This is a genomic window from Cedecea neteri NBRC 105707 = ATCC 33855 (assembly GCF_001571265.1).
In the GTDB taxonomy this organism is placed as follows: domain Bacteria; phylum Pseudomonadota; class Gammaproteobacteria; order Enterobacterales; family Enterobacteriaceae; genus Cedecea; species Cedecea neteri.
In genome coordinates this window covers 17,179-39,469 of record NZ_BCTL01000035.1, presented here as the reverse complement: position 1 = coordinate 39,469, position 22,291 = coordinate 17,179, and the positions used below count along the sequence as shown (strand labels likewise).

The 22,291-nt window shown below is 56.4% G+C and carries 15 protein-coding genes; 11 read left to right on the top strand and 4 right to left on the bottom strand.

Annotated features, from left to right (window positions below):
• Positions 1-113 precede the first annotated feature (113 nt).
• From CNE01S_RS15215 to der, 10 genes are all read left to right on the top strand, one after another.
• Complete coding sequence (locus CNE01S_RS15215; protein WP_061277174.1) at positions 114-5,081, top strand: alpha-2-macroglobulin family protein; 4,968 nt, start codon at positions 114-116, stop codon at positions 5,079-5,081.
• 11 nt (positions 5,082-5,092) lie between these two features.
• Positions 5,093-7,420, top strand: a complete 2,328-nt coding sequence (gene pbpC, locus CNE01S_RS15210; RefSeq protein ID WP_061277173.1) for a peptidoglycan glycosyltransferase PbpC — start codon at positions 5,093-5,095, stop codon at positions 7,418-7,420.
• A gap of 168 nt (positions 7,421-7,588) precedes the next feature.
• Complete coding sequence (gene ndk / locus CNE01S_RS15205) at positions 7,589-8,020, top strand: nucleoside-diphosphate kinase (RefSeq protein WP_061277172.1); 432 nt, start codon at positions 7,589-7,591, stop codon at positions 8,018-8,020.
• A gap of 177 nt (positions 8,021-8,197) precedes the next feature.
• A complete protein-coding gene (gene rlmN, locus CNE01S_RS15200) occupies positions 8,198-9,361 on the top strand; it encodes a dual-specificity RNA methyltransferase RlmN (protein ID WP_061277171.1) in 1,164 nt (387 codons plus the stop codon).
• Between the two features lie 423 nt (positions 9,362-9,784).
• Positions 9,785-10,777 (top strand): cytoskeleton protein RodZ, encoded by a 993-nt coding sequence (gene rodZ / locus CNE01S_RS15195; RefSeq protein ID WP_061277170.1) that lies wholly within the window; start codon positions 9,785-9,787, stop codon positions 10,775-10,777.
• Positions 10,778-10,815: 38 nt separating this feature from the next.
• The gene (ispG, locus tag CNE01S_RS15190) at positions 10,816-11,937 is read left to right on the top strand and encodes a flavodoxin-dependent (E)-4-hydroxy-3-methylbut-2-enyl-diphosphate synthase (RefSeq protein ID WP_061277169.1); all 1,122 of its coding nucleotides are present in this window, start codon (positions 10,816-10,818) and stop codon (positions 11,935-11,937) included.
• A gap of 115 nt (positions 11,938-12,052) precedes the next feature.
• The gene (gene hisS / locus CNE01S_RS15185) at positions 12,053-13,327 is read left to right on the top strand and encodes a histidine--tRNA ligase (RefSeq protein ID WP_061277168.1); all 1,275 of its coding nucleotides are present in this window, start codon (positions 12,053-12,055) and stop codon (positions 13,325-13,327) included.
• Between the two features lie 35 nt (positions 13,328-13,362).
• Positions 13,363-13,983, top strand: a complete 621-nt coding sequence (locus CNE01S_RS15180; RefSeq protein ID WP_039305683.1) for a YfgM family protein — start codon at positions 13,363-13,365, stop codon at positions 13,981-13,983.
• A 10-nt stretch (positions 13,984-13,993) separates the two neighbouring features.
• On the top strand, positions 13,994-15,175 hold the full coding sequence (gene bamB, locus CNE01S_RS15175) for an outer membrane protein assembly factor BamB (RefSeq protein WP_039296126.1): 1,182 nt from the start codon (positions 13,994-13,996) through the stop codon (positions 15,173-15,175).
• A 123-nt stretch (positions 15,176-15,298) separates the two neighbouring features.
• Entirely contained in the window at positions 15,299-16,804 is a 1,506-nt protein-coding gene (gene der, locus CNE01S_RS15170; protein ID WP_061277167.1) for a ribosome biogenesis GTPase Der, read from the top strand.
• A gap of 57 nt (positions 16,805-16,861) precedes the next feature.
• On the opposite strand, the gene biuH is transcribed toward der, so the two are convergent.
• From biuH to CNE01S_RS15155, 3 genes are read right to left on the bottom strand one after another with little or no spacing between them, the layout of a single operon-like run.
• Positions 16,862-17,569, bottom strand: coding sequence for a biuret amidohydrolase (gene biuH, locus CNE01S_RS15165; protein ID WP_061277166.1), 708 nt, complete (start codon positions 17,567-17,569; stop codon positions 16,862-16,864).
• Positions 17,562-18,872 carry a purine-cytosine permease family protein gene (locus tag CNE01S_RS15160; protein WP_061277165.1) on the bottom strand — a complete coding sequence of 437 codons (1,311 nt, stop codon included), beginning with the start codon at positions 18,870-18,872 and terminating at the stop codon, positions 17,562-17,564. Before CNE01S_RS15160 ends, biuH begins: the two co-directional genes overlap by 8 nt.
• A complete protein-coding gene (locus tag CNE01S_RS15155) occupies positions 18,865-20,313 on the bottom strand; it encodes an amidase (RefSeq protein ID WP_061277164.1) in 1,449 nt (482 codons plus the stop codon). The genes CNE01S_RS15160 and CNE01S_RS15155 overlap by 8 nt, the downstream gene beginning before the upstream one ends.
• 257 nt (positions 20,314-20,570) lie before the next feature.
• Here CNE01S_RS15155 and CNE01S_RS15150 point away from each other — a divergent pair, with 257 nt between their 5' ends.
• Positions 20,571-20,792 (top strand): zinc ribbon domain-containing protein, encoded by a 222-nt coding sequence (locus tag CNE01S_RS15150; RefSeq protein ID WP_061277163.1) that lies wholly within the window; start codon positions 20,571-20,573, stop codon positions 20,790-20,792.
• Positions 20,793-20,797: 5 nt separating this feature from the next.
• Here CNE01S_RS15150 and xseA read toward each other — a convergent pair whose 3' ends face one another.
• Complete coding sequence (gene xseA, locus CNE01S_RS15145; protein WP_061277162.1) at positions 20,798-22,183, bottom strand: exodeoxyribonuclease VII large subunit; 1,386 nt, start codon at positions 22,181-22,183, stop codon at positions 20,798-20,800.
• Between the last annotated feature and the right edge of the window lie 108 nt (positions 22,184-22,291).

The following is a 22,291-nucleotide window of genomic DNA, read 5'->3' as shown; positions in this document are numbered from 1 at the left end:
GCCTGCGAGATATCGCGCAAGGCAGAAGATTCTGACTTTCGCTTTTCTGGCTAATCCGCATAATACTTGCTCTACGTAATGTTTAGCGGCCCTTATTGGCCAGGGATGAAAGAATGAATGCACTACGTTTGACGAGCCTCGCCGCGCTGGTTTGCGGCCTGCTGGCGCTTTCGGGCTGTGACGATAAAAACAATCAGCAAACCGTTCAGCCTACAGCTTCTGCGGGGGCGGAACAAAGCAGCAAAGCTGAAACTAAACCGGATGCCGCCCAGCTAGAAAAACTGGCGCAGCAGTCCGCGGGGAAGCCGCTGAAGCTGCTTGATGCCTCCGAAGTTCAGCTGGACGGTGCCAGCACGTTAGTGCTGACCTTTTCTCTTCCGCTCGATCCCAATCAGGACTTCAATAAAGTCGCCCATCTGGTGGATAAAACCAGCGGCAAAGTGGACGGTGCCTGGGAGCTTTCCCGGGATCTGAAAGAGCTACGCCTGCGCCACCTGGAGCCAAAACGCACGCTGATCGTGACCGTAGAAAGTGGCCTGCTTGCACTGAATAAAGCGACGCTGGATGCCAGTTTCGAAAAACAGATCGCCACGCGTGACGTGCAGCCGAGCGTAGGTTTTGCCAGCAAAGGCTCGTTACTGCCGACCAAAGTGATTGCGGGTTTGCCTGTTATGGCGCTCAACGTCGATAAAATTGACGTCAACTTCTACCGCATTAAGGACAGCTCGCTCAGCGCGTTTGTCAGCCAATGGCAGTATCGCAACTCCGTCTCTAACTGGGAGTCCGATAATCTTCTGAAGCTGGCCGATCTGGTTTACACCGGTCGTTTTGACCTCAACCCGGCACGCAACACCCGCGAGAAACTGATGCTACCGCTGGGGGATATCAAGCCCCTGCAGCAGCCCGGCGTTTATCTGGCGATCATGAATCAGGCGGGTCATTACGCCTACAGCAATGCCGCAACGCTCTTCACGCTGAGCGATGTGGGTATTTCTGTGCACCGCTATCACGACAGGCTGGACGTCTTTACCCAGAGCCTGGAAAACGGTGCCGCGCAGTCGGGCGTAGAGATTGCGCTGCTGAACGAAAAAGGCCAAACGGTAGGGCAAACGAAAAGCGACGGTGACGGGCATGCCACGCTTGATAAGCTGAATAAAGGCACGTTACTGCTGGCGCGCAATGGTGAGCAAACCACGCTGCTGGATCTCGGCCGCCCGGCGTTGGATCTGGCGGAGTTTGATATTGCCGGTGAGCAAGGCTATAGCAAACAGTTCTTTATGTTTGGCCCGAGAGACCTCTATCGCCCGGGAGAGTCGGTCATCGTTAATGCCCTGCTCAGGGACGGTGACGGTAAACCCCTGCCGCCGCAGCCGGTGAAGCTTGAGGTGGTGAAACCAGATGGTCAGGTTGCCCGCACCGAAGTGTGGCAGTCGGCCAACGGGCTTTATCAATTTACTTATCCTCTGAGTGAAAGCGCGGCAACCGGTAACTGGCAAATGCGGGTCAACACCGGAGATAACCAGCCGCGTATCTGGACATTTAAAGTTGAAGATTTCATGCCGGAGCGTATGGCGCTGAATCTCACGGCGCAGAGTGCGCCGATATCGCCTGAAGATACCGTCAACTTTGACGTTGCCGGGCGCTATCTCTACGGTGCACCAGCCGCGGGTAACAACCTTCAGGGGCAGCTCTTCCTGCGTCCTTTACGTGATGCCGTTGCAAAACTTCCGGGGTTCCAGTTTGGCGACATTAATGAGCAAAACCTTTCCCGTAGCCTGGACGCAGTTGAGTTAACGCTTGATGAGCAGGGGCATACGACCGTCAGCGCGGAAAGCCAGTGGGGAGACGTGCATTCTCCGCTGCGCCTTATTTTGCAGGCTAGCCTGCTGGAGTCCGGCGGTCGCCCTGTGACACGCCGCGTAGAGCAGGCAATCTGGCCTGCTCAGGCGATGCCGGGGATCCGTCCTCAGTTTGCCAGTAAAGAGGTCTATGACTACCGGACCGACACTACCCGCACTCAGCCCATCGTCGATGAAGACAGCAGCGCAGGTTTCGACATTGTTTATGCCGATGCGCAAGGAGAGAAGCTGGCGGTAAGTGACCTGGACGTGCGCCTGATTCGCGAGCGGCGGGACTACTACTGGAGCTGGGAGGAAAGCGAAGGCTGGCAGTCTCAGTACGACCAAAAAGACCTGGTGGAAGCCGAGCAGAAGCTGACGCTTGTCGCTGGGGAAACGGGCAAAGTGGCCTTCCCGGTGGAATGGGGTTCCTACCGCCTGGAAGTTCGCGATCCAGAAAATAATCTCGTCAGCAGCCTGCGCTTCTGGGCCGGTTATAGCTGGCAGGATAACAGCGATGGCACAGGTGCAGTACGCCCGGACAGAGTGACGCTAAAAATAGATAAGCCGTCTTACAAAGCTGGCGATACCATCAATCTGCATATTGCCGCGCCTGCCGCAGGTAAAGGCTATGCGCTGGTGGAGTCCAGCGATGGGCCGCTGTGGTGGAAAGAGATCGACGTTCCGGCAGGCGGGATGGATCTCGCTATTCCGGTGGATAAAAACTGGCAGCGACACGATCTTTACTTAAGCACCGTGGTTATTCGCCCCGGAGACAAGGCGCGTTCTGCCACGCCTAAACGCGCGGTTGGGATCCTTCATCTGCCACTAGGGGACGAGAGCCGCCGCCTCGATCTTACGTTGCAAAATCCGGCCAAAATGCGCCCTAACCAAAACCTGACGGTTAAGGTAAAGGCCAGCGTGAAAAATGGCGAAGTGCCGAAGCAAATTAATGTGCTGCTGTCCGCCGTGGACAGCGGCGTGCTTAACATCACCGATTACAAAACGCCGGATCCGTGGGATGCCTTCTTTGGACGCAAGCGTTATGGCGCAGACATCTACGACATTTACGGCCAGGTGATTGAAGGCGAAGGGCGGCTGGCTGCGCTGCGCTTTGGCGGTGACGGAGATGAAGGCGATGAGCTAAGCCGTGGTGGTAAAAAGCCGGTAAACCACGTGACTATCATCGCGCAACAGGCTCATCCCGTAGCGTTAGATGAAAACGGTGAAGGAACGGTGACGCTGCCAATTGGTGATTTCAATGGTGAACTGCGGGTTATGGCTCAGGCCTGGACCGACGATCGCTTCGGTAATAGCGAAGAAAAAGTCACGGTTGCCGCGCCTCTGGTGAGCGAGCTGGCCGCGCCGAGATTTATGGCCGGGGGAGATACCAGCCGCCTGGCGCTGGATCTCACCAACCTGACGGACAGGCCTCAGCAGCTTAGCGTGGCGCTCAGCGCTCAGGGGCTGTTAGCGCTAAACGGAGCGTCGACGATGGACGTGAAGCTGGCCCCGGGTGCTCGCGGCACGCTGTTTATCCCCGTGCGTGCGCTGGAAGGTTTTGGTGACGGCGAAATCAAAGCCGTGATTAACGGACTTGCTCTGCCGGGAGAGACGCTGGCTACACCGGATAAACAGTGGAAAATCGGCGTTCGTCCTGCGTTCCCTGCGCAGACGGTGAACAGTGGCGCGGTGGTTAAACCGGGCGAAATCTGGACGCTTCCACCTGCGCATCTGTCAGGGATTGCTGCTTCGACGCTGGAAGGTCAACTGCTGCTGAGCGGGCGCCCGCCTCTAAACCTGGCGCGCTACATTCGCGAGCTAAAAGCCTACCCGTACGGCTGCCTGGAGCAGACGACCAGCGGCCTGTTCCCGTCGCTGTACACCAACGAAGCTGAACTGAATGCGTTGGGCATCAAAGGCATTACCGACCAACAGCGCCGGGCTGCCATTGATGTGGGCATTGCCCGCCTGCTTGAAATGCAAAGTGATAATGGCGGTTTTGGGCTGTGGGATAAATCAGGGCCGGAAGAATACTGGCTAACGGCCTATGTTACGGATTTCCTGGTCAGGGCCAGCGAGCAGGGCTACAGCGTTAATGGCGATGCGCTCGGTAAGGCTAACCAGCGCCTGCTGCGCTATCTTCAGGATCCGGGCATGATTGCCCTGCGTTATACAGACGATGCTCCGGCCAGCCGCTTCGCGGTTCAGGCTTATGCCGGGCTGGTGTTGGCTCGTCAACAAAAAGCGCCGCTTGGGGCTCTGCGTGAACTTTGGCAGCGCCACGAACAGGCTCGTGCTGGACTGCCGCTGGTGCAGTTGGGTATTGCCCTGAAGCTGATGGGAGATGAGCCGCGTAGCCAGCAAGCGATTGCTCTGGGGCTGAAAACTCAGCGCAGTGATAAACAGATCTGGATGGCGGATTACGGCAGCGAGCTGCGGGATAAAGCAATGATGCTTAGCCTGCTGGAAGAGAACAAGCTGCTGCCGGACAGCCAGAATCAGCTGCTGCTTGGGCTGTCGGACATGGCCTGGAGCCAGCGTTGGTTATCCACTCAAGAAACAAACGCGTTGTTCATTGCCGGCCACGGTCTGCAAAACGTGAAAGGCGACTGGCAGGCGCAGACCTCGTTGGGCGCGGAGCCGCTGGCGTCCAGCCAAGCGGTAACCCGTAATCTGACCGCGCAGCAGCTTTCTGGCCTGCAGGTGACCAACACCGGGATGTCCAGCCTCTATTTACGCCTCGACAGCGCGGGGTATCCGCAGCAGGCACCGGCTGCCTACAGCAATGTGTTGCATGTTGAACGCCACTTCCTTGATGCGAAAGGTAATACACGATCACTTTCATCGTTGAAAAGCGGTGAACTGGTCATGGTCTGGCTGGACGTTTGGGCTGACAAAAACGTGCCGGATGCGCTGGTAGTCGATTTACTCCCTGCCGGACTGGAGCTGGAAAACCAGAATCTGGCGAACAGCAGCGCCAGCCTTAGCGACAGCGCGAGCGAAGTGCAGACGTTGTTGAACCAAATGCAGCAGCAGGACATACAGCATATGGAGTTCAGGGATGACCGCTTTGTGGCCGCGCTGCCGCTGAACGAGGGCCAGCACGCCACCCTTATCTATCTGGCTCGAGCCGTTACGCCGGGAACCTACACCGTGCCTGTCCCGCAGGTGGAATCAATGTACGTTCCGCAGTGGCGGGCAACCGGTAACAGTACCGGCACGTTGACCGTTGTGCCGTAAGCAGAACGTCGGTGCTGAACGGATCAAGGCTACGCTGGCGGCGGCGCTATCTCTGGTTGATAGTGCCGCTGCTGGTTGCCTCTTTTATCTGGCTGGCGGATAGGCTCTGGCCTCTGCCTTTACATGAGGTCAACCCGGCTCGGGTAGTGGTTGCTGAAAACGGTACTCCTCTATGGCGGTTTGCGGATGCGGAAGGGATCTGGCGTTATCCGGTGGAACTGAATCAGGTTTCTCCCCGTTACCTTGAAGCGCTTATTGGCTATGAGGATCGCTGGTTTTGGGATCATCCTGGCGTAAATCCTTTCTCGATCTTGCGTGCGGCCTGGCAGGATCTGCGTAATGGCGAAGTGATCTCCGGCGGCAGCACGTTGACGATGCAGGTTGCGCGCCTGTTGGATCCTCATCCTCGTACTCTCGGCGGGAAATTTCGGCAGGTCTGGCGCGCCTTCCAACTCGAATGGCATCTTTCCAAAACGGAGATCCTGACGCTCTACCTCAACCGTGCTCCCTTCGGCGGCACGCTACAGGGGATCGGCGCGGCAAGCTGGGCCTATCTCGGCAAAGCCCCTGCACAGCTTAGTTATTCAGAAGCGGCCTTACTTGCCGTGCTGCCTCAGGCTCCCAGCCGCCTGCGACCTGACCGCTGGCCTGAACGCGCCCAGCAGGCGCGGGATAAGGTATTGCACCGTATGGCCGAGCAGGGCGTGTGGCCACAGAAACAGGTTAAAGAGTCTTTGCAGGAGCCTGTCTGGCTGGCACCCCGGCAGATGCCGCAGCTGGCTCCGCTACTGTCCCGGTATCTGACATCGCGCACCAAAGATACGCTGATCTCTACCACGCTGAATGCTTCTTTGCAGCGTCAGATGGAAGAGCTGGCCCTGGGATGGAAATCACGTTTACCGCCTCGATCTTCACTGGCCATGCTGGTGGTTGATCACACTACGATGCAGGTTCGCGCGTGGGTTGGCTCAGCGGATATCAACGATGACAGCCGATTCGGGCATGTCGATATGGTCACCGCCGTTCGCTCGCCGGGCTCCGTGCTGAAGCCCTTTGTTTACGGCATGGCGATGGACGAAGGGCTGATTCATCCGGCTTCTTTACTGCAGGATGTGCCGCGCAGGTTCGGCGACTATCGGCCTGGGAATTTCGACACCGGTTTTCACGGGCCGGTAAGCATGAGCGATGCCCTGGTGCGTTCGCTGAATTTGCCTGCTGTTCAGGTTCTTGAGGCTTACGGACCGAAGCGTTTTGCCGGGCAGATGGGCAACGTGGGGCTCAACCTTCGCTTCCCTCAGGGCAGTGAACCCAATCTGTCGCTTATACTTGGCGGTGGGGGGGCCAGGCTGGACCAGATAGTCGCGGCCTACAGCGCGTTTGCCCGTCATGGCAAAGCCGCTCAGCTGCGGGTATTGGCGAATGATGCGCTGCGTGAGCGTCCGTTGATGTCGCCGGGTTCGGCCTGGATCATCCGCCGAATTCTTGCTGGAGAAGCCCAGCCTCAGCCGGATGCGTCTTTACCCCCCGTCGTCCCTCTGGCGTGGAAAACCGGGACCAGCTACGGCTATCGTGATGCCTGGGCCATCGGCATCAACTCGCGCTATCTGATTGGTATCTGGACCGGCAGGCCTGATAGCACGCCGGTGGCTGGGCAGTTTGGGTTAGGGAGTGCCGTACCGCTGCTTAATCAGGTGAACAATTTGCTGCAGGCTAATTCACGCGTGCAGCAGCTTCATTTGCCGACGGATCCTCGTCCGGCTTCGGTCAGTGCCGCAGAGATCTGCTGGCCCGGTGGGCAGGCATTGCCTGCGGGGGATAGTAATTGCCGTCGTCGCCTGACGACCTGGCTTCTGGATGATGCTCAGCCGCCTACCTTGCTGGCTCCGGGGCAGGAAGGCGCGCAGGGCACGCGTCAGCTTATCTGGGTTGATGCGCAGGGTGAGCGAGTGGCACCCGACTGCCCAGGGGCTCGCCAGCGGACAGTCGCTCTCTGGCCGCTGCCCCTTGAACCCTGGCTACCTCAGGCTGAGCGCCGTGCCGCTCGTTTGCCAACCGTTTCGGCCAGTTGCCCGCCTCTACAAAAAGAGAGCGTTACGCCGCTGCTTTTGCTGGGTGTGCGTGACGGAACTATTTTGAAACGCTTACCGGGTCAGATGCAGCTCCCTCTCAGGCTTTCCAGCCAGGGGGGACAGGGCCAGCGCTGGTGGTTTATTAATGGAGAAAGCGAAGAGAGTCAGGGCGATGGACTGGCGTTAATGCTTAATAAACCGGGAGAATATCAGGTGCTTGTGATGGATGAATCCGGGCAGGTAGCCAGTGCGAATTTCATTCTGCAGTAACGGCAAAAGATGAAATACCGCCTGCTGCATCGATTGTGTTGCCAAAACTAATCTTATTTTAAAAAAATGTTATCTTCATCCATAGGCAACGACAAACTTGCTCTTTATAATCTGCGCCAATTTCATAACCGGGTTTCCCGGACACACAGAACATCTACAGAGGTAATCATGGCTATTGAACGTACTTTTTCCATCATCAAACCAAACGCGGTGGCAAAAAACGTTATTGGTAACATTTATGCTCGTTTTGAATCTGCAGGGTTTAAAATCGTTGGCGCAAAAATGCTGCACCTGACCGTTGAGCAGGCTCGTGGTTTCTACGCTGAGCACGACGGCAAGCCTTTCTTCGACGGTCTGGTTGAGTTCATGACCTCCGGTCCAATCGTGGTTTCCGTACTGGAAAGCGAAAACGCAGTACAGCGTCACCGCGACCTGATGGGCGCAACCAACCCGGCTAACGCGCTGGCAGGTACTCTGCGTGCAGACTACGCTGACAGCTTCACCGAGAACGGCACCCACGGTTCTGACTCCGTAGAATCCGCCGCTCGCGAAATCGCCTATTTCTTCGGCGAAGGCGAAGTGTGCCCGCGCACGCGCTAAAATTTCCTAATCTGTAAGTAAACTTACACTTAATTTTTTGTAGTTCGCTTTCAGTCGTGGCATCTATGCCCTAGAATTTGTACAATACAACGCCCCCGGAAGAGTCAGCTCACCGGGGCGTTTCTTTTTCTAACCCTCCAGGGGCCATAACGTGTAACAACGAGGCCGGAAAACATTATGTCTGAAATGAACACGCCTGAAGCAGCACCTGTTGTTGTTTCCAATAAAGCCGAAAAAATTAACCTGCTCGATCTTAACCGCCAGCAGCTGCGCGAATTTTTCGCCGAGCTGGGTGAAAAGCCGTTCCGCGCCGACCAGGTCATGAAGTGGATGTATCACTATTGCAGTGATGACTTCGATGAAATGACTGACATCAACAAGGTCCTGCGCAATAAGCTGAAAGAGATCGCCGAGATTCGTGCACCTGAAGTTGCGGAAGAGCAACGTTCTGCCGACGGCACCATCAAATGGGCAATCAAAATTGCCGATCAGCTGGTTGAAACGGTATACATCCCGGAAGAAGACCGCGCGACGCTGTGCGTCTCTTCACAGGTAGGTTGTGCGCTGGAGTGTAAATTCTGTTCCACCGCGCAGCAGGGCTTTAACCGCAACCTGCGCGTGTCAGAAATTATTGGTCAGGTCTGGCGTGCTGCGAAGATTATCGGTGCGCAGAAGAAAACCGGCGTGCGTCCTATCACCAACGTGGTCATGATGGGCATGGGCGAGCCGCTGCTTAACCTGAACAACGTCGTTCCGGCAATGGAAATCATGCTGGACGACTTCGGCTTTGGTTTGTCCAAACGTCGCGTAACGCTTTCCACCTCTGGCGTTGTGCCGGCGCTGGACAAGCTCGGGGATATGATTGACGTCGCGCTGGCTATCTCCCTGCACGCGCCGACCGATGATATTCGCGACGAAATCATGCCGATCAACAAAAAGTACAACATCGAAACCTTCCTGGCGGCCGTTCGTCGTTATCTGGAGAAATCCAACGCCAACCAGGGCCGCGTGACGGTGGAGTATGTGCTGCTGGATCACGTCAACGACGGCACAGAACACGCGCATCAGTTGGCCGAATGCCTGAAAGATACGCCATGCAAAATCAACCTGATTCCGTGGAACCCGTTCCCGGGTGCACCTTATGGCCGTAGCTCCAACAGCCGTATCGATCGCTTCTCTAAAGTATTAATGAGCTATGGTTTTACTACCATTGTTCGTAAGACCCGCGGTGACGATATCGATGCCGCATGTGGTCAGCTGGCTGGTGAAGTTATCGACCGCACCAAGCGTACTATGCGTAAACGTATGCAGGGTGAACCTATTGCCGTGAAGGCCGTCTGATAAGAGATGGCTATTTACCGCGCTGGGCGAGGGTGTTCCGCGCGGTATAAAAAACGGGCAAAAGTGTATGGGCCGTCAATAACGTGGCCTAATACATCATTCAGCGTAATAATTACGGTGCGTTTCGGGCGGCTTTAAGGCAGTATGTAGCCGCACAACAACAGTTTAGTTGTTCCCATTTCGTAAAGTTAACGGACAGCTTGCCGAAGGGTAGCTATGGTTAACTCACCGGCTGGTCCGGTAGCCCAGGAAAACGCCAGCTCAGCGTGAATTACGCTGCTGACACCGGGTATTTTTGCTGAGGGTTTGCCTTCAGGTATCAGATTTGTTTCGCGGTGCGAGTCAATCTGACGTAGCGGAGACGTTGCGGTACAGGACTCGTGCCAAATTCTTTAATTTGAACAGTACCAGCAGTTGTAGCTAATGAATACTGAAGCCACTAACGAATCAAATGCAGCACAAACAACAGGTGAGCGTTTACGTAACGCGCGTGAACAGATGGGTCTCAGCCAGCAGGCTGTGGCTGAACGCCTGTGCCTGAAAGTTTCCACCGTCAGGGATATTGAAGACGACAAGGCGCCTGCCGAGCTGGCGTCTACGTTCCTGCGTGGCTATATCCGCTCTTATGCGCGACTGGTTCGTATTCCTGAAGAAGAGCTGTTGCCGATGATGGCGAAGCAGGCCCCGATTAAGGCGGCCAAAGTTGAGCCTATGCAAAGCTTCTCACTCGGTAAGCGTCGTAAAAAGCGCGACGGCTGGCTGATGAGTTTTACCTGGCTGATTCTGTTCGTTGTTATTGGCCTGACGGGCGCGTGGTGGTGGCAAAACCACAAGGCGCAGCAGGAAGAGCTGTCTACGATGGCCGATCAGTCAACCACCGATCTCTCAACCAGCAGCGGCCAATCTGTGCCGCTGAATACCGGTAGCGATACTTCTACCGATGCAGCATCTACATCAACCCCGGCACAGCCTGTCGAACTGCCTACGCCAGTGGAGAACAACGCTTCTTCTTCTGCGTCATCCCAGCAAACTGCCGCTGCAGATGCCACTCAGCAGCCGGCCGTGGTTGCGCCAAGCCAGGCACCAATTGATAACGCACAAACTACGCCGGCAGCGACTGCCGGACAGCTGCCAACCGATCAGGCTGGTGTGAATCAGGCGGCGGATACCGCTCAAGGTCTGGTGCTGAACTTCACCGCTGACTGCTGGCTGGAAGTCACCGACGCTAGCGGTAAAAAGCTGTTTAGCGGCCTGCAGCGCAAAGATGCGAAGCTCAATTTAGCGGGCAAAGCGCCTTATAAACTGAAAATTGGCGCACCGTCAGCAGTACAGGTTCAATATCAGGGCAAACCTGTGGACCTGAGTCGTTTTATCAGAACTAACCAGGTTGCACGTCTGACTGTTGGTGCTGAATAATCAGCGCCAGTCCAGACGCGTAATTGTGGAGATTTACCATGCATAATGCCGCACCCATCCAACGTCGCAAATCCAAGCGGATCTACGTCGGTAATGTGCCAATCGGCGATGGTGCCCCTATCGCCGTTCAGTCGATGACCAATACGCGTACCACCGATGTGGAAGCTACGGTTAATCAAATCAAAGCATTAGAACGTGTAGGCGCTGATATTGTTCGCGTATCCGTACCGACAATGGACGCCGCAGAGGCGTTTAAGCTTATCAAGCAGCAGGTCAACGTTCCGCTGGTCGCCGATATCCACTTCGATTACCGTATTGCGCTTAAAGTCGCAGAATACGGCGTCGACTGCCTGCGTATTAACCCCGGCAACATCGGCAACGAAGAGCGTATTCGCACCGTGGTTGACTGCGCGCGCGATAAAAATATTCCTATCCGTATCGGCGTGAATGCCGGTTCCCTGGAAAAAGATCTGCAGGAAAAATACGGTGAGCCAACGCCTCAGGCGCTGCTCGAATCCGCTATGCGCCACGTCGATCATCTCGATCGCCTCAACTTTGATCAATTCAAAGTGAGCGTGAAAGCCTCTGATGTCTTCCTGGCCGTTGAGTCCTATCGCCTGCTGGCGAAACAGATCGATCAGCCGCTGCACCTCGGGATCACCGAAGCAGGCGGCGCGCGTGCGGGTGCTGTGAAGTCAGCGATCGGCCTGGGTCTGCTGCTTTCAGAAGGGATCGGCGACACGCTGCGTATCTCTCTGGCGGCGGATCCGATTGAAGAGATCAAAGTCGGCTTCGACATCCTTAAGTCGCTACGGATTCGTTCCCGCGGGATCAACTTTATTGCCTGCCCAACCTGTTCTCGCCAGGAGTTTGACGTCATCGGGACGGTCAACGCGCTCGAACAGCGCCTGGAAGACATTATCACCCCGATGGACGTTTCCATCATCGGCTGCGTGGTGAATGGCCCTGGCGAAGCGTTGGTTTCCACCCTCGGGGTGACCGGCGGCAATAAGAAAAGTGGTTTCTACGAAGATGGCGTCCGCCAGCGAGATCGTATGGACAACGATGACATGATTGCGCAGCTTGAAGCGCGTATTCGTGCCAAGGCCAGCATGCTGGATGAAAAGCAGCGTATTGATATCCAACAGCTGGAAAAATAATGCGAAGCATGGGAAGCACAGGGCTTCCCGTGTATGATTGAACCCGCACGGCCGTTTACCTGAGTAAATGGCCTGATTTCGGGTTCATTTTTTGTATATAAAGCAGAGAAAAAACGTGGCAAAAAACATTCAAGCCATTCGCGGCATGAACGATTACCTGCCGGGCGAAACCGCCATCTGGCAGCGTATTGAAGGCATTCTTAAGCAGGTGCTCGCGAGCTACGGTTACAGCGAAATCCGTTTGCCGATTGTAGAGCAGACCCCGTTATTCAAACGCGCTATCGGCGAAGTCACCGATGTGGTTGAAAAAGAGATGTATACCTTTGAGGACCGCAACGGCGATAGCCTGACCCTGCGTCCTGAAGGCACCGCGGGCTGCGTGCGTGCCGGTATCGAACATGGTCTTCTGTACAATCAGGAACAGCGCTTGTGGTACATCGGGCCGATGTTCCGCCACGAACGTCCACAGAAAGGGCGCTATCGCCAGTTTAACCAGTTGGGTGTTGAAGTCTTTGGCCTGAACGGCCCGGATATCGATGCCGAGCTTATCATGCTGACCGCTCGCTGGTGGCGCGCGCTGGGTATTGACCAGCACGTCAGCCTCGAGCTGAACTCCATCGGTTCTCTGGAAGCTCGCGCTAACTACCGCGATGCGCTGGTTGCTTTCCTGGAGCAGCATAAAGAGAAGCTGGACGAAGACTGCCAACGCCGCATGTACAGCAACCCGCTGCGCGTGCTGGACTCCAAAAATCAGGATGTTCAGACTCTGCTGAACGATGCGCCTCAACTGGGTGATTACCTTGATGAAGAGTCTCGTGAGCACTTCGCCGGTCTGTGCCAGTTCCTCGATGCGGCGGGCATTGCCTACACCGTGAACCAGCGTCTGGTTCGCGGCCTGGACTACTACAACCGCACCGTGTTTGAGTGGGTGACCAATAGCCTGGGCTCTCAGGGCACCGTGTGTGCCGGTGGCCGCTACGATGGTCTGGTTGAGCAGCTTGGCGGGCGCGCGGCGCCGGCGGTTGGTTTTGCCATGGGCCTCGAGCGTCTTGTTTTATTGGTTCAGGCGATTAATCCTGAATTTAAAGCAGAATCCGTTGTCGATATGTACCTGATATCTTCAGGTCAGGGAACGCAGGGCGCGGCAATGCTGCTGGCTGAAAAGCTACGCGACCAGGTGCCGACCCTGAAATTGATGACTAACTACGGCGGCGGTAACTTCAAGAAGCAGTTCGCTCGTGCCGACAAGTGGGGCGCTCGCGTTGCATTGGTGCTGGGTGAAGATGAAGTCGCTAAAGGCGAAGTCGTGGTTAAGGATTTACGCACAGGTGAGCAACAAAACGTCGCACAGGCCGACGCTGCCGCCCATCTGCAGGCGTTACTGGGTTAATCACCCGGTGATTATTCGTTAAGGAGAAGGACTGCGTGGAAGTTTACGAGAACGAAAACGATCAGATGGAAGCGGTCAAACGCTTCTTTGCAGAAAACGGCAAAGCGCTGGTAGTCGGGGTTGTGCTGGGTATCGGCGCTCTGGTGGGCTGGCGTTACTGGAACGGCCATCAGGACGACTCCATGCGCGAAGCCTCTCTGGCCTACCAGAATGTGACCAGCGCGGTCAAAGCAGACCAGCCGCAGACGCTGGAAGCGGTCGAGAAATTTGCCGCTGACAACAAAAATACCTATGGCGCGCTGGCGGCATTAGAGCTGGCGCAGCAGTTTGTTGATAAAAACGAGCTGGATAAAGCAGCCACCCAGCTGCAAAACGGCCTTAGCAGCACCAAGGACGCGAACATGCAGGCGCTGATCAATCTGCGTTTGGCTCGCGTTCAGATCCAGCAGAAGCAGGCTGATGCCGCGCTGAAAACCCTGGATAGCGTGAAAGGCGAAGGCTGGGTAGCGATGGTTGCCGACCTGCGCGGCGAAGCGCTGCTCAGTAAAGGGGATAAGCAGGGCGCACGTGATGCGTGGAGCAAAGGTTCACAAACCAATGCTTCTCCGGCCCTGCGTGAAATGATGCAGATGAAAATCAATAATTTGTCCAGCTAAGAGGGACCCGATGCAATTGCGTAAACTATTTGTGCCTGGGCTGCTCTCTTTGACGCTGCTCAGCGGCTGCTCCCTGTTCAGCGGCGAAGAAGATGTGGTTAAAATGTCTCCGCTGCCAACGGTGGAAAACCAGTTCACTCCGGAAAAAGCGTGGAGCACGTCCGTGGGTGATGGAATCGGTGATTTCTACTCTAACCTGCATCCGGCCTGGCAGGGCAGCACCATTTATGCTGCTGACCGTCGCGGTACCGTTAAAGCGTTGAATGCGGACGATGGCAAAGAAGAGTGGAAGGTCGATCTGTCAGAGAAAACCGGCTTCTTCTCCAGTAATATCCCGGCTCTGCTGTCTGGCGGCCTGACCGTTGACGGCGGCCACGTGTATGTCGGTACCGAAAAAGCGAAAGTCTTCGCACTGAACACCTCCGACGGCAGCATCGCCTGGCAGGCAAAAGTGGCTGGCGAAGCGCTATCTCGCCCGGTCGTTAGCGACGGCGTTGTGCTGATTCATACCAGCAACGGTATGCTGCAGGCGCTGAACGAAGCCGACGGCGCGGTAAAATGGAGCGTTAACCTCGATATGCCAGCGCTGTCCCTGCGCGGTGAATCGGCTCCGGCAACCGCCTTTGGCGCAGCTATCGTCGGCGGGGATAACGGCCGCGTAAGCGCAGTGTTGATGCAGCAGGGCCAGCTTATCTGGCAGCAGCGTATCTCCCAGGCGACTGGCGCGACAGAAATCGACCGCCTGAGCGACGTTGATACAACGCCGGTTATCGTTAACGGCGTGGTTTACGCGCTGGCTTACAACGGCAACCTGACGGCGCTGGATCTGCGTTCAGGCCAGATCATGTGGAAACGTGAGATGGGCTCGGTTAACGACTTCATCGTGGACGGGAACCGCATTTACCTGGTGGATCAGAATGACCGCGTTGTGGCGCTGAACGTAGACGGCGGCGTAACGCTGTGGACGCAAAGCGATCTGCTGCACCGCAACCTGACCGCGCCAGTGCTGTACAATGGCTACCTGGTCGTTGGTGACAGCGAAGGCTACATGCACTGGATCAACAACGATGATGGGCGCTTTGTTGCCCAGCAGAAAGTGGACAGCTCCGGCTTCCAGACGACGCCAGTGGTTGCCAGCGACAAACTGCTTATCCAGGCAAAAGACGGCACGCTGTACGCCATCAAACGCTAAACTTGTCGGATAATCGTCACGTTTGAAACGGTTCCCTTAGTTCGGGAGCCGTTTTGGCTTTTTAAAAACAGCCGAAAATTGACGCTGTTTTATTAATAAATTTTGAGTAATGAGGCTTTTATAATGGTACCTGTGGTCGCGCTTGTTGGGCGCCCTAACGTCGGTAAATCGACCCTGTTTAACCGTTTAACGCGTACCCGCGATGCGCTGGTTGCGGATTTTCCGGGGCTGACTCGCGATCGCAAGTACGGTCGTGCGGAAGTCGAAGGCCGCGAGTTTATCTGCATTGATACCGGCGGTATCGACGGCACCGAAGACGGTGTGGAAACGCGTATGGCCGAGCAGTCGCTACTGGCGATTGAAGAGGCGGATGTTGTGCTGTTCATGGTGGATGCACGCGCGGGCCTGATGCCTGCCGATGAAGCCATCGCTAAGCACCTGCGTTCTCGTCAGAAGCCGACTTTCCTGGTGGCGAACAAGACCGATGGTCTTGACCCTGACCAGGCGGTTATCGACTTCTATTCCCTGGGCCTCGGTGAAATTCACCCAATTGCTGCTTCTCATGGCCGCGGCGTGACCAGCCTGCTGGAACACGTTCTGGTGCCGTGGATGGACGATATCGACCCACGTGAACAGCCGGAAGAAATCGACGAAGACGAAGCCTACTGGGCCGCGTTTAACGCTAAAAACGGCATTGTTTCCGACGACGAAGAGTTCGAGGAAGAAGAGGAAGAAGAAGCCTTCAATCCCCAGGATCTGCCGATTAAGCTCGCTATCGTCGGTCGCCCTAACGTAGGTAAGTCCACGCTAACTAACCGCATTCTCGGCGAAGAACGCGTGGTCGTTTACGACATGCCGGGCACCACTCGCGACAGTATCTACATCCCGATGGAGCGCGATGAGCGTGAATTCGTGCTGATTGATACCGCGGGCGTACGTAAGCGCGGGAAAATTACCGATACGGTAGAAAAATTCTCGGTAATCAAAACCCTGCAGGCGATTGAAGACGCGAACGTGGTGCTGCTGGTTATTGATGCCCGTGAAGGCATTTCCGATCAGGATCTCTCGCTGCTGGGCTTCATCCTGAATAGTGGGCGCTCACTGGTTATCGTGGTCAACAAGTGGGATGGCCTGAGCAATGAAGTTCGCGAGCAGGTGAAAGAGACGCTGGACTACCGTCTGGGCTTTATCGACTTCGCCCGCGTGCACTTCATCTCCGCCCTGCACGGCAGCGGCGTAGGTAACCTGTTCGAGTCCGTGCGTGAAGCCTACGACAGCTCCACGCGTCGCGTAAGCACCGCGCTGCTGACCCGCATCATGAACATGGCGGCAGAAGACCATCAGCCGCCGCTGGTTCGCGGTCGTCGCGTTAAGCTCAAATATGCTCACGCCGGTGGCTATAACCCGCCAATTGTGGTGATTCACGGCAACCAGGTGAAAGACCTGCCGGACTCCTACAAGCGCTATCTGATGAACTACTTCCGCAAATCGCTGGACGTCATGGGTACGCCAATCCGTATTCAGTTCAAAGAAGGCGAGAACCCGTTCGCCGGGAAACGCAATACCCTGACGCCAAACCAGATGCGTAAGCGTAAGCGTCTGATTAAACATATCAAAAAGGGCAAGTAAGCCCTGATTGATAGCCGATGAGCTCCCCACCAGAAGGGGAGCGCATTGGTTTAAAGGTTAAACTGCCAGCGCGGATGTTTTGCTGGCAAGCCCCTCCAGTAAAGTCTCTGAACTCGCCACTGCGCCAAAAATCCCGCCCTGCATATGAATCATGCTTAACGCCGCTTCGTGGTGTTTCCGTTCCGTGGCCGCGCAGCAATCGGTCAGTACCAGGCATTCAAAGCCTCTGTCATTGGCTTCACGCAGCGTGGTGTGCACGCAAACATCCGTCGTAATGCCGCTCAGAATTAGGTTGCGGATCCCCCGGCTGCGCAGAATAAGCTCCAGATCGGTGGCGTAAAACGACCCTTTGCCAGGCTTATCAATAATCACTTCCCCTTCAAGCGGGGCCAGTTCCGGAATGATTTCCCAGCCAGGCTCCCCGCGCACCAGAATGCGGCCACACGGGCCCGCCGCGCCGATTTCTGCGTTCATACGTTTTGAACGCCAGCGCTTATTCGCCGGCAAATCGCTTAAATCAGGGCGATGTCCCTCGCGGGTATGAATAATCGGAAAGCCCAGCTCTCGCAGGCGTGCCAGTACCTGCTGGAGCGGCTTTATCGGCGCCCGCGTGAGCGCAATGTCATAGCCCATACTGTCGACGTAACCCCCTTTGCCGCAAAAATCGGTCTGCATATCGATGACGATCAGCGCGGTGTCGTGGGCGCCGTAGTGGCCGTCAAAGGGCCAGGCGTATGGTGTTGAGTTAACGGTGTAATCAGGCATTTTTTCCCTCCATGATGCTCGCCGGGGCTTCATGTTTGATTTTCATTATCAGGGTGTAGCTGATTGCGGCGGTGACCAGGCCAATGACCGCTTCGCCAAACTGCGGGAACAGCAGGTGAGCGACCACTGCGCAAAGGCTGCCGATAGCCCAGGCCGCAAAGGCGCTGCCACGCATGCGGCTTGTCTTACGGTTTTCGCTAATTTTGGCCATAAAAATCAAATCGACGATCATCACGGCGCCAAACGGCGGCACGACAATGCCGAGCAAACTCAGCCATTCAAGGAAGTAAGACCACACGCCCGCTAACGCCAGCGCGCCGCCCGCAACGCCCAGAATAAGCGTCCAGAGCCGCATTTTGCTGTGGAACAGATGGCTGTAGCCCACGGCCCCGTTGTAGAGGCAGTGCGTACAGACGGAGCCGAGGTTGATAAAAACGAACAGACAGGCGATGGCAGACAGCAGAGCGCCGTGTCCCATCAGGATCGGCAGGAAGTTCCCGCCGTTGGTCGCCGGGTCGACGGCCGCGCCCACCGCCACGATAACCACGCCAAAAAGATAAGAAATGACGTTGGCAACGGGGAATGCCGAGAAAGCGGCAATCACGGCGGATTTACCGTTTTTTGACCAACGAGTGAAGTCGGCGGTCATGGTGCCTGAATCAGCAAAGCCCGCCACCACCATGGTAACGGCAGTACCCATACTCATGGTGCCCACAGCGGCGGGGCTGCCGTGCCACTGAACGACAGCGCTGAAATCATGCTGCTGGCTAATCAGCCACAGCGCCACCAGGCCAAGCACCACAAACAGCGGGGCCGCAACCATGCCCAGAATCGACAGCGCGCGAACGCCCAGGAACGTGACGCCGGTATAGAGCACGATGGCGAACGCCGTCACCGCCAGCGCGTTCCAGCCGAAGGTCTGATTAATCACCGTGCCGGTAAGGCCGGTCTGGAAGGCGTACCAGCCAATCACCACCGTGGAAAGAAAACCAGAAACCAAAATGTAGCCTTTGGTGCCGAAGGTTCGTTTTGCCTGTAAGGCGAAGTTCATGCCCGTCTGCCCGGCAAACCAGCTGAGGGAACCCACGTAGGCAAACAGCACCAGGTTGCCCAGAAGAATGGCAATAATGGCCGGCCAGAAGCCGAGAGACCAGGTGATGATGCCGCCAAACAGCGCATTGGTAAGGATCATAGGGAAACCAAACCACACCGCAGAGACGGAGCCCGTAGAGTGGCGATGGCTAAGCGGCACGGGCTCGTGCTCAAATTCCTGCTCCAGGGCAGGGGACGATTTCTTATTCATGGACAACTCCGAGTGAAGCAGGATAGATGTGATTCCATGGTTGAATGCGCTCGAAAGCCGCGCTTGCCGCGAGCACCAGGCCATCGTCCAGGTGACGACCTACGATTTGCAGTCCGACGGGCAGGCCGTCAGCGGTAAAGCCAGCGGGCACCGAAGCAGCCGGCTGGCCGGTAAAGTTGAACGGGAAGCAGAACGACAGCCAGTGGTCGCTTCTCACCATGCGCCCGTCGATGATCTCCGGGCCCTGCATGTGGAGCGGAAACGGCGGCACGGCGAGCGTTGGGGAAAGCAGCAGGTCATAGCGCTGCATAAAACGCCAAAGCTGATTGCAGATTTTTTTACGCTGGGTATTCGCGTCGGTGAATGTTTCGGCCCGCCACTCGTGCTGCAACATGGCGCTCAGGTGCGGCGACATTCGCGGCCCCAATTCGGCCTGCATTTTTCGCATGCCGGTCAGATCGCTTTCAAAGGCAACCAGAGCGGCAAACGTTGAGACTTCATCGGCGATACCGGGGTTAACTTCTTCCAGTTCAGCGCCCAGCTCACGCGCGAAACGGTACGCCGCTTCCGTCGTTACCCGGCGAACTTCGCTGTCCACGGCGACGTAACCAAAATCGGCGCTAAAGGCGATTCGCAGGCCGCTCAAGGGTTTATCTAACGAGGCCAGCCAGTCAACGTCAGAACTGGGAATAGAGTGGCGGTCGCGCATATCCGGGCCAGCCAGCAGCGACATCATCAACGCAGCATCCCGCACGGTGCGGGTCATCGGCCCAATGTGTTCCAAAGACTCCCAGCTGGAAACGCCCGGATAACGTTCGTCGCGGCAGCCGGGCCAAAGTGGCACACGCCCCATAGAAGCTTTCAGGCCATAGACGCCGCAGTGGGCGGCCGGAATGCGCACAGAGCCACCGCCGTCACTGCCTAGCGCAATCGGGCACATCCGGGCAGCGAGCGCTGCACCTGAACCCGCGCTGGAGCCGCCGGGCGTTTTGCTCAGATCCCAGGGGTTGCGCGGGGAAGGATACAGAGGATTGTGCCCCACGCCGCTGTAGCCAAATTCGGGGGCGGTGGTTTTACCCAGCAGGATGGCATCCGCAGCCAGCAGGCGCTCCACGGCGATATCGTCCTCTTCCGGCACAAAGTCCTGGTAGGCGGCAGAGCCTGAGGTGGTTTTCACCCCGGCGGTACAAATCAGGTCTTTCACCGCCAGGGGAACGCCCGCCAGAGCACCTAATGGTTTCCCGCTAGCACGCCTCGTATCGACGGCTTTCGCCTGAGCCAGCGCGAGTTCCGGCGTTGGGGTACAAAACGCCTGAATCAAGGGCTCACGAGCCTGCTGGCGGTCAATGGCTGCCTGAGTAACTTCACGGGCTGAAACCTCGCCACAGCGAATCAGTGCGGCAAGCGCAGTGGCATCTTTATCTAACAGCTCATCAAACATGAAAATCCTCCCCGATTGACCACGTAAAGGGAGTGATTCAATTATCATGCCAATGACTTCAAAAAATTGAAGGTTCAGCCGTGGCGCCGTCTGGGATACCAGTCTGGATACAAGCGCTAATCAGCGAGGGAATAGATTGGGCAAAAACGGTGCATTAATGCGCTAAACTTGCCAGCCTTTTGCACAATAGCGAAGTGAATCCATCTTAACGTTATGGGTATATAATGGGGCCATTAATGACTTAGTGGGAGGGAAGGATGATGCTTAATTGCCCCGAATGTAAAAACGAACTGAAACAAACGGACGGCGGCGCGCGCTGTGATGCCTGCGGTAAAGACTTCTGCCTGGAAGCACTTTGCCCGGACTGCCATAAACCGTTGCAGGTACTGAAGGCGTGTGGGGCGGTGGATTATTTCTGCCAGAACGGCCACGGGCTGATTTCTAAAAAGCGCGTGGAATTTATTCCCACTGCGCTCTGAACGGTTTATTCGTCTTTCGCCGCTGGCTTACGCTTACGCGGCGCTTTCACCGCTTTAATGCCCGTCACCTGACTCTCAACCCAGCCGTCATCCAGGCGCGTAGTCAGCGTATCCCCGGACTTCACCTGTTTGGTTTTCTTCAGCACTTTGCCGTCTTCGGCTGTTGTCACGCTGTAGCCACGCGCGAGCGTCGCAAGCGGGCTGACGGCTTCCAGCTGAGCCAGCGCGGTGCCAAAACGTTGTTTCGTCTGGCTGAGCTGAGCGCTTACTAACTGCGACAGGCGGTATTCCAGCTGCTGTAAGCGAGACTGGGCGCGGTGAATGCGGGGCTGAGGCTGCTGTTGATTAAGGCGCTGAGCCAGGCGCTGCTGCTGCTGACCGGCACGGCGAACTTTCCCGTCTATTGCCACATTCAGCCGCTGGCGCAGGCGATCAAGCGTGGTTTGCTGGCGGGCTAAACGTAGCTGAGGATGCTGCTGTTGCAGGCGATGGTGCAGCTGGGTAAACCGCCGCGAGCGCTGGGCGAGGTAATAGTCCATCGCCATTTCCATACGCTGCTGCTGGGACTGGATTTGGCGCAGTAATTCGAGCTGATTGCGGCTGACGATTTCCGCCGCGGCGGAAGGGGTTGGCGCACGTAAATCTGCAACAAAATCGGCGATCGTGACGTCAGTTTCATGCCCTACGGCGCTAACGACCGGGATCTTACTTGCGAAAATTGCCCGTGCAACTCGCTCATCGTTAAAGCTCCACAAATCTTCCAGCGAGCCGCCGCCGCGCCCGACAACTAGCACGTCACACTCGTTGCGCAGGTTGGCAAGCTCGATGGCGCGAACGATTTGCAGCGGGGCGTCTGCGCCCTGAACGGCAGTCGGATAAATAATGACCGGCAGGGACGGATCGCGACGCTGTAATACGTGCAGAACGTCGTGCAGGGCTGCGCCGGTTTTAGAGGTAATGACGCCGACCTGGCGAGCCGGAGCGGGCATGGCCTGCTTGTGCAACTGGTCGAAAAGCCCTTCAGCGCTCAGCTTCTGCTTGAGCTGCTCGTACTGCTGCTGCAACAGCCCTTCACCGGCGGGTTGCATGCTTTCGACAATAATCTGATAGTCGCCGCGTGGTTCGTAAAGGGTGATGTTAGCGCGCACTAACACCTGCTGCCCGTGCTGCGGGCGGAAGGTCACGCGGCGATTGCTGTTACGGAACATCGCGCAGCGAACCTGGGCGGTATCGTCTTTTAGCGTGAAGTACCAGTGGCCCGAAGAGGGCTGGCTGAAGTTAGAGATTTCACCGCTGATCCAGACCTGCCCCATTTCCTGCTCCAGCAGCAAACGCACCGTCTGATTCAGGCGAGAAACGGTAAAAATTGAAGGGGAATTCAGTGTCGACATGTGAGCTGGATCAAATTCTAAATCAGCAGGTTAATAGGTCGATACTACAGCCCGGTGCGCTATTAGCAAGGAGTTTTGCGAAAAAAGTGTGGATGCAATCGCTTACGC

What these genes read in the sequence shown, in the direction of transcription:
- CNE01S_RS15215 (WP_061277174.1), top strand. Translation starts at nt 114, where the DNA reads ATGAATGCACTACGTTTGACGAGCCTCGCCGCGCTGGTTTGCGGCCTG.
- ndk (WP_061277172.1), top strand. Translation starts at nt 7,589, where the DNA reads ATGGCTATTGAACGTACTTTTTCCATCATCAAACCAAACGCGGTGGCA.
- rlmN (WP_061277171.1), top strand. Translation starts at nt 8,198, where the DNA reads ATGTCTGAAATGAACACGCCTGAAGCAGCACCTGTTGTTGTTTCCAAT.
- rodZ (WP_061277170.1), top strand. Translation starts at nt 9,785, where the DNA reads ATGAATACTGAAGCCACTAACGAATCAAATGCAGCACAAACAACAGGT.
- ispG (WP_061277169.1), top strand. Translation starts at nt 10,816, where the DNA reads ATGCATAATGCCGCACCCATCCAACGTCGCAAATCCAAGCGGATCTAC.
- bamB (WP_039296126.1), top strand. Translation starts at nt 13,994, where the DNA reads ATGCAATTGCGTAAACTATTTGTGCCTGGGCTGCTCTCTTTGACGCTG.
- der (WP_061277167.1), top strand. Translation starts at nt 15,299, where the DNA reads ATGGTACCTGTGGTCGCGCTTGTTGGGCGCCCTAACGTCGGTAAATCG.
- biuH (WP_061277166.1), bottom strand. Translation starts at nt 17,569, where the DNA reads ATGCCTGATTACACCGTTAACTCAACACCATACGCCTGGCCCTTTGAC.
- CNE01S_RS15160 (WP_061277165.1), bottom strand. Translation starts at nt 18,872, where the DNA reads ATGAATAAGAAATCGTCCCCTGCCCTGGAGCAGGAATTTGAGCACGAG.
- CNE01S_RS15155 (WP_061277164.1), bottom strand. Translation starts at nt 20,313, where the DNA reads ATGTTTGATGAGCTGTTAGATAAAGATGCCACTGCGCTTGCCGCACTG.
- CNE01S_RS15150 (WP_061277163.1), top strand. Translation starts at nt 20,571, where the DNA reads ATGATGCTTAATTGCCCCGAATGTAAAAACGAACTGAAACAAACGGAC.
- xseA (WP_061277162.1), bottom strand. Translation starts at nt 22,183, where the DNA reads ATGTCGACACTGAATTCCCCTTCAATTTTTACCGTTTCTCGCCTGAAT.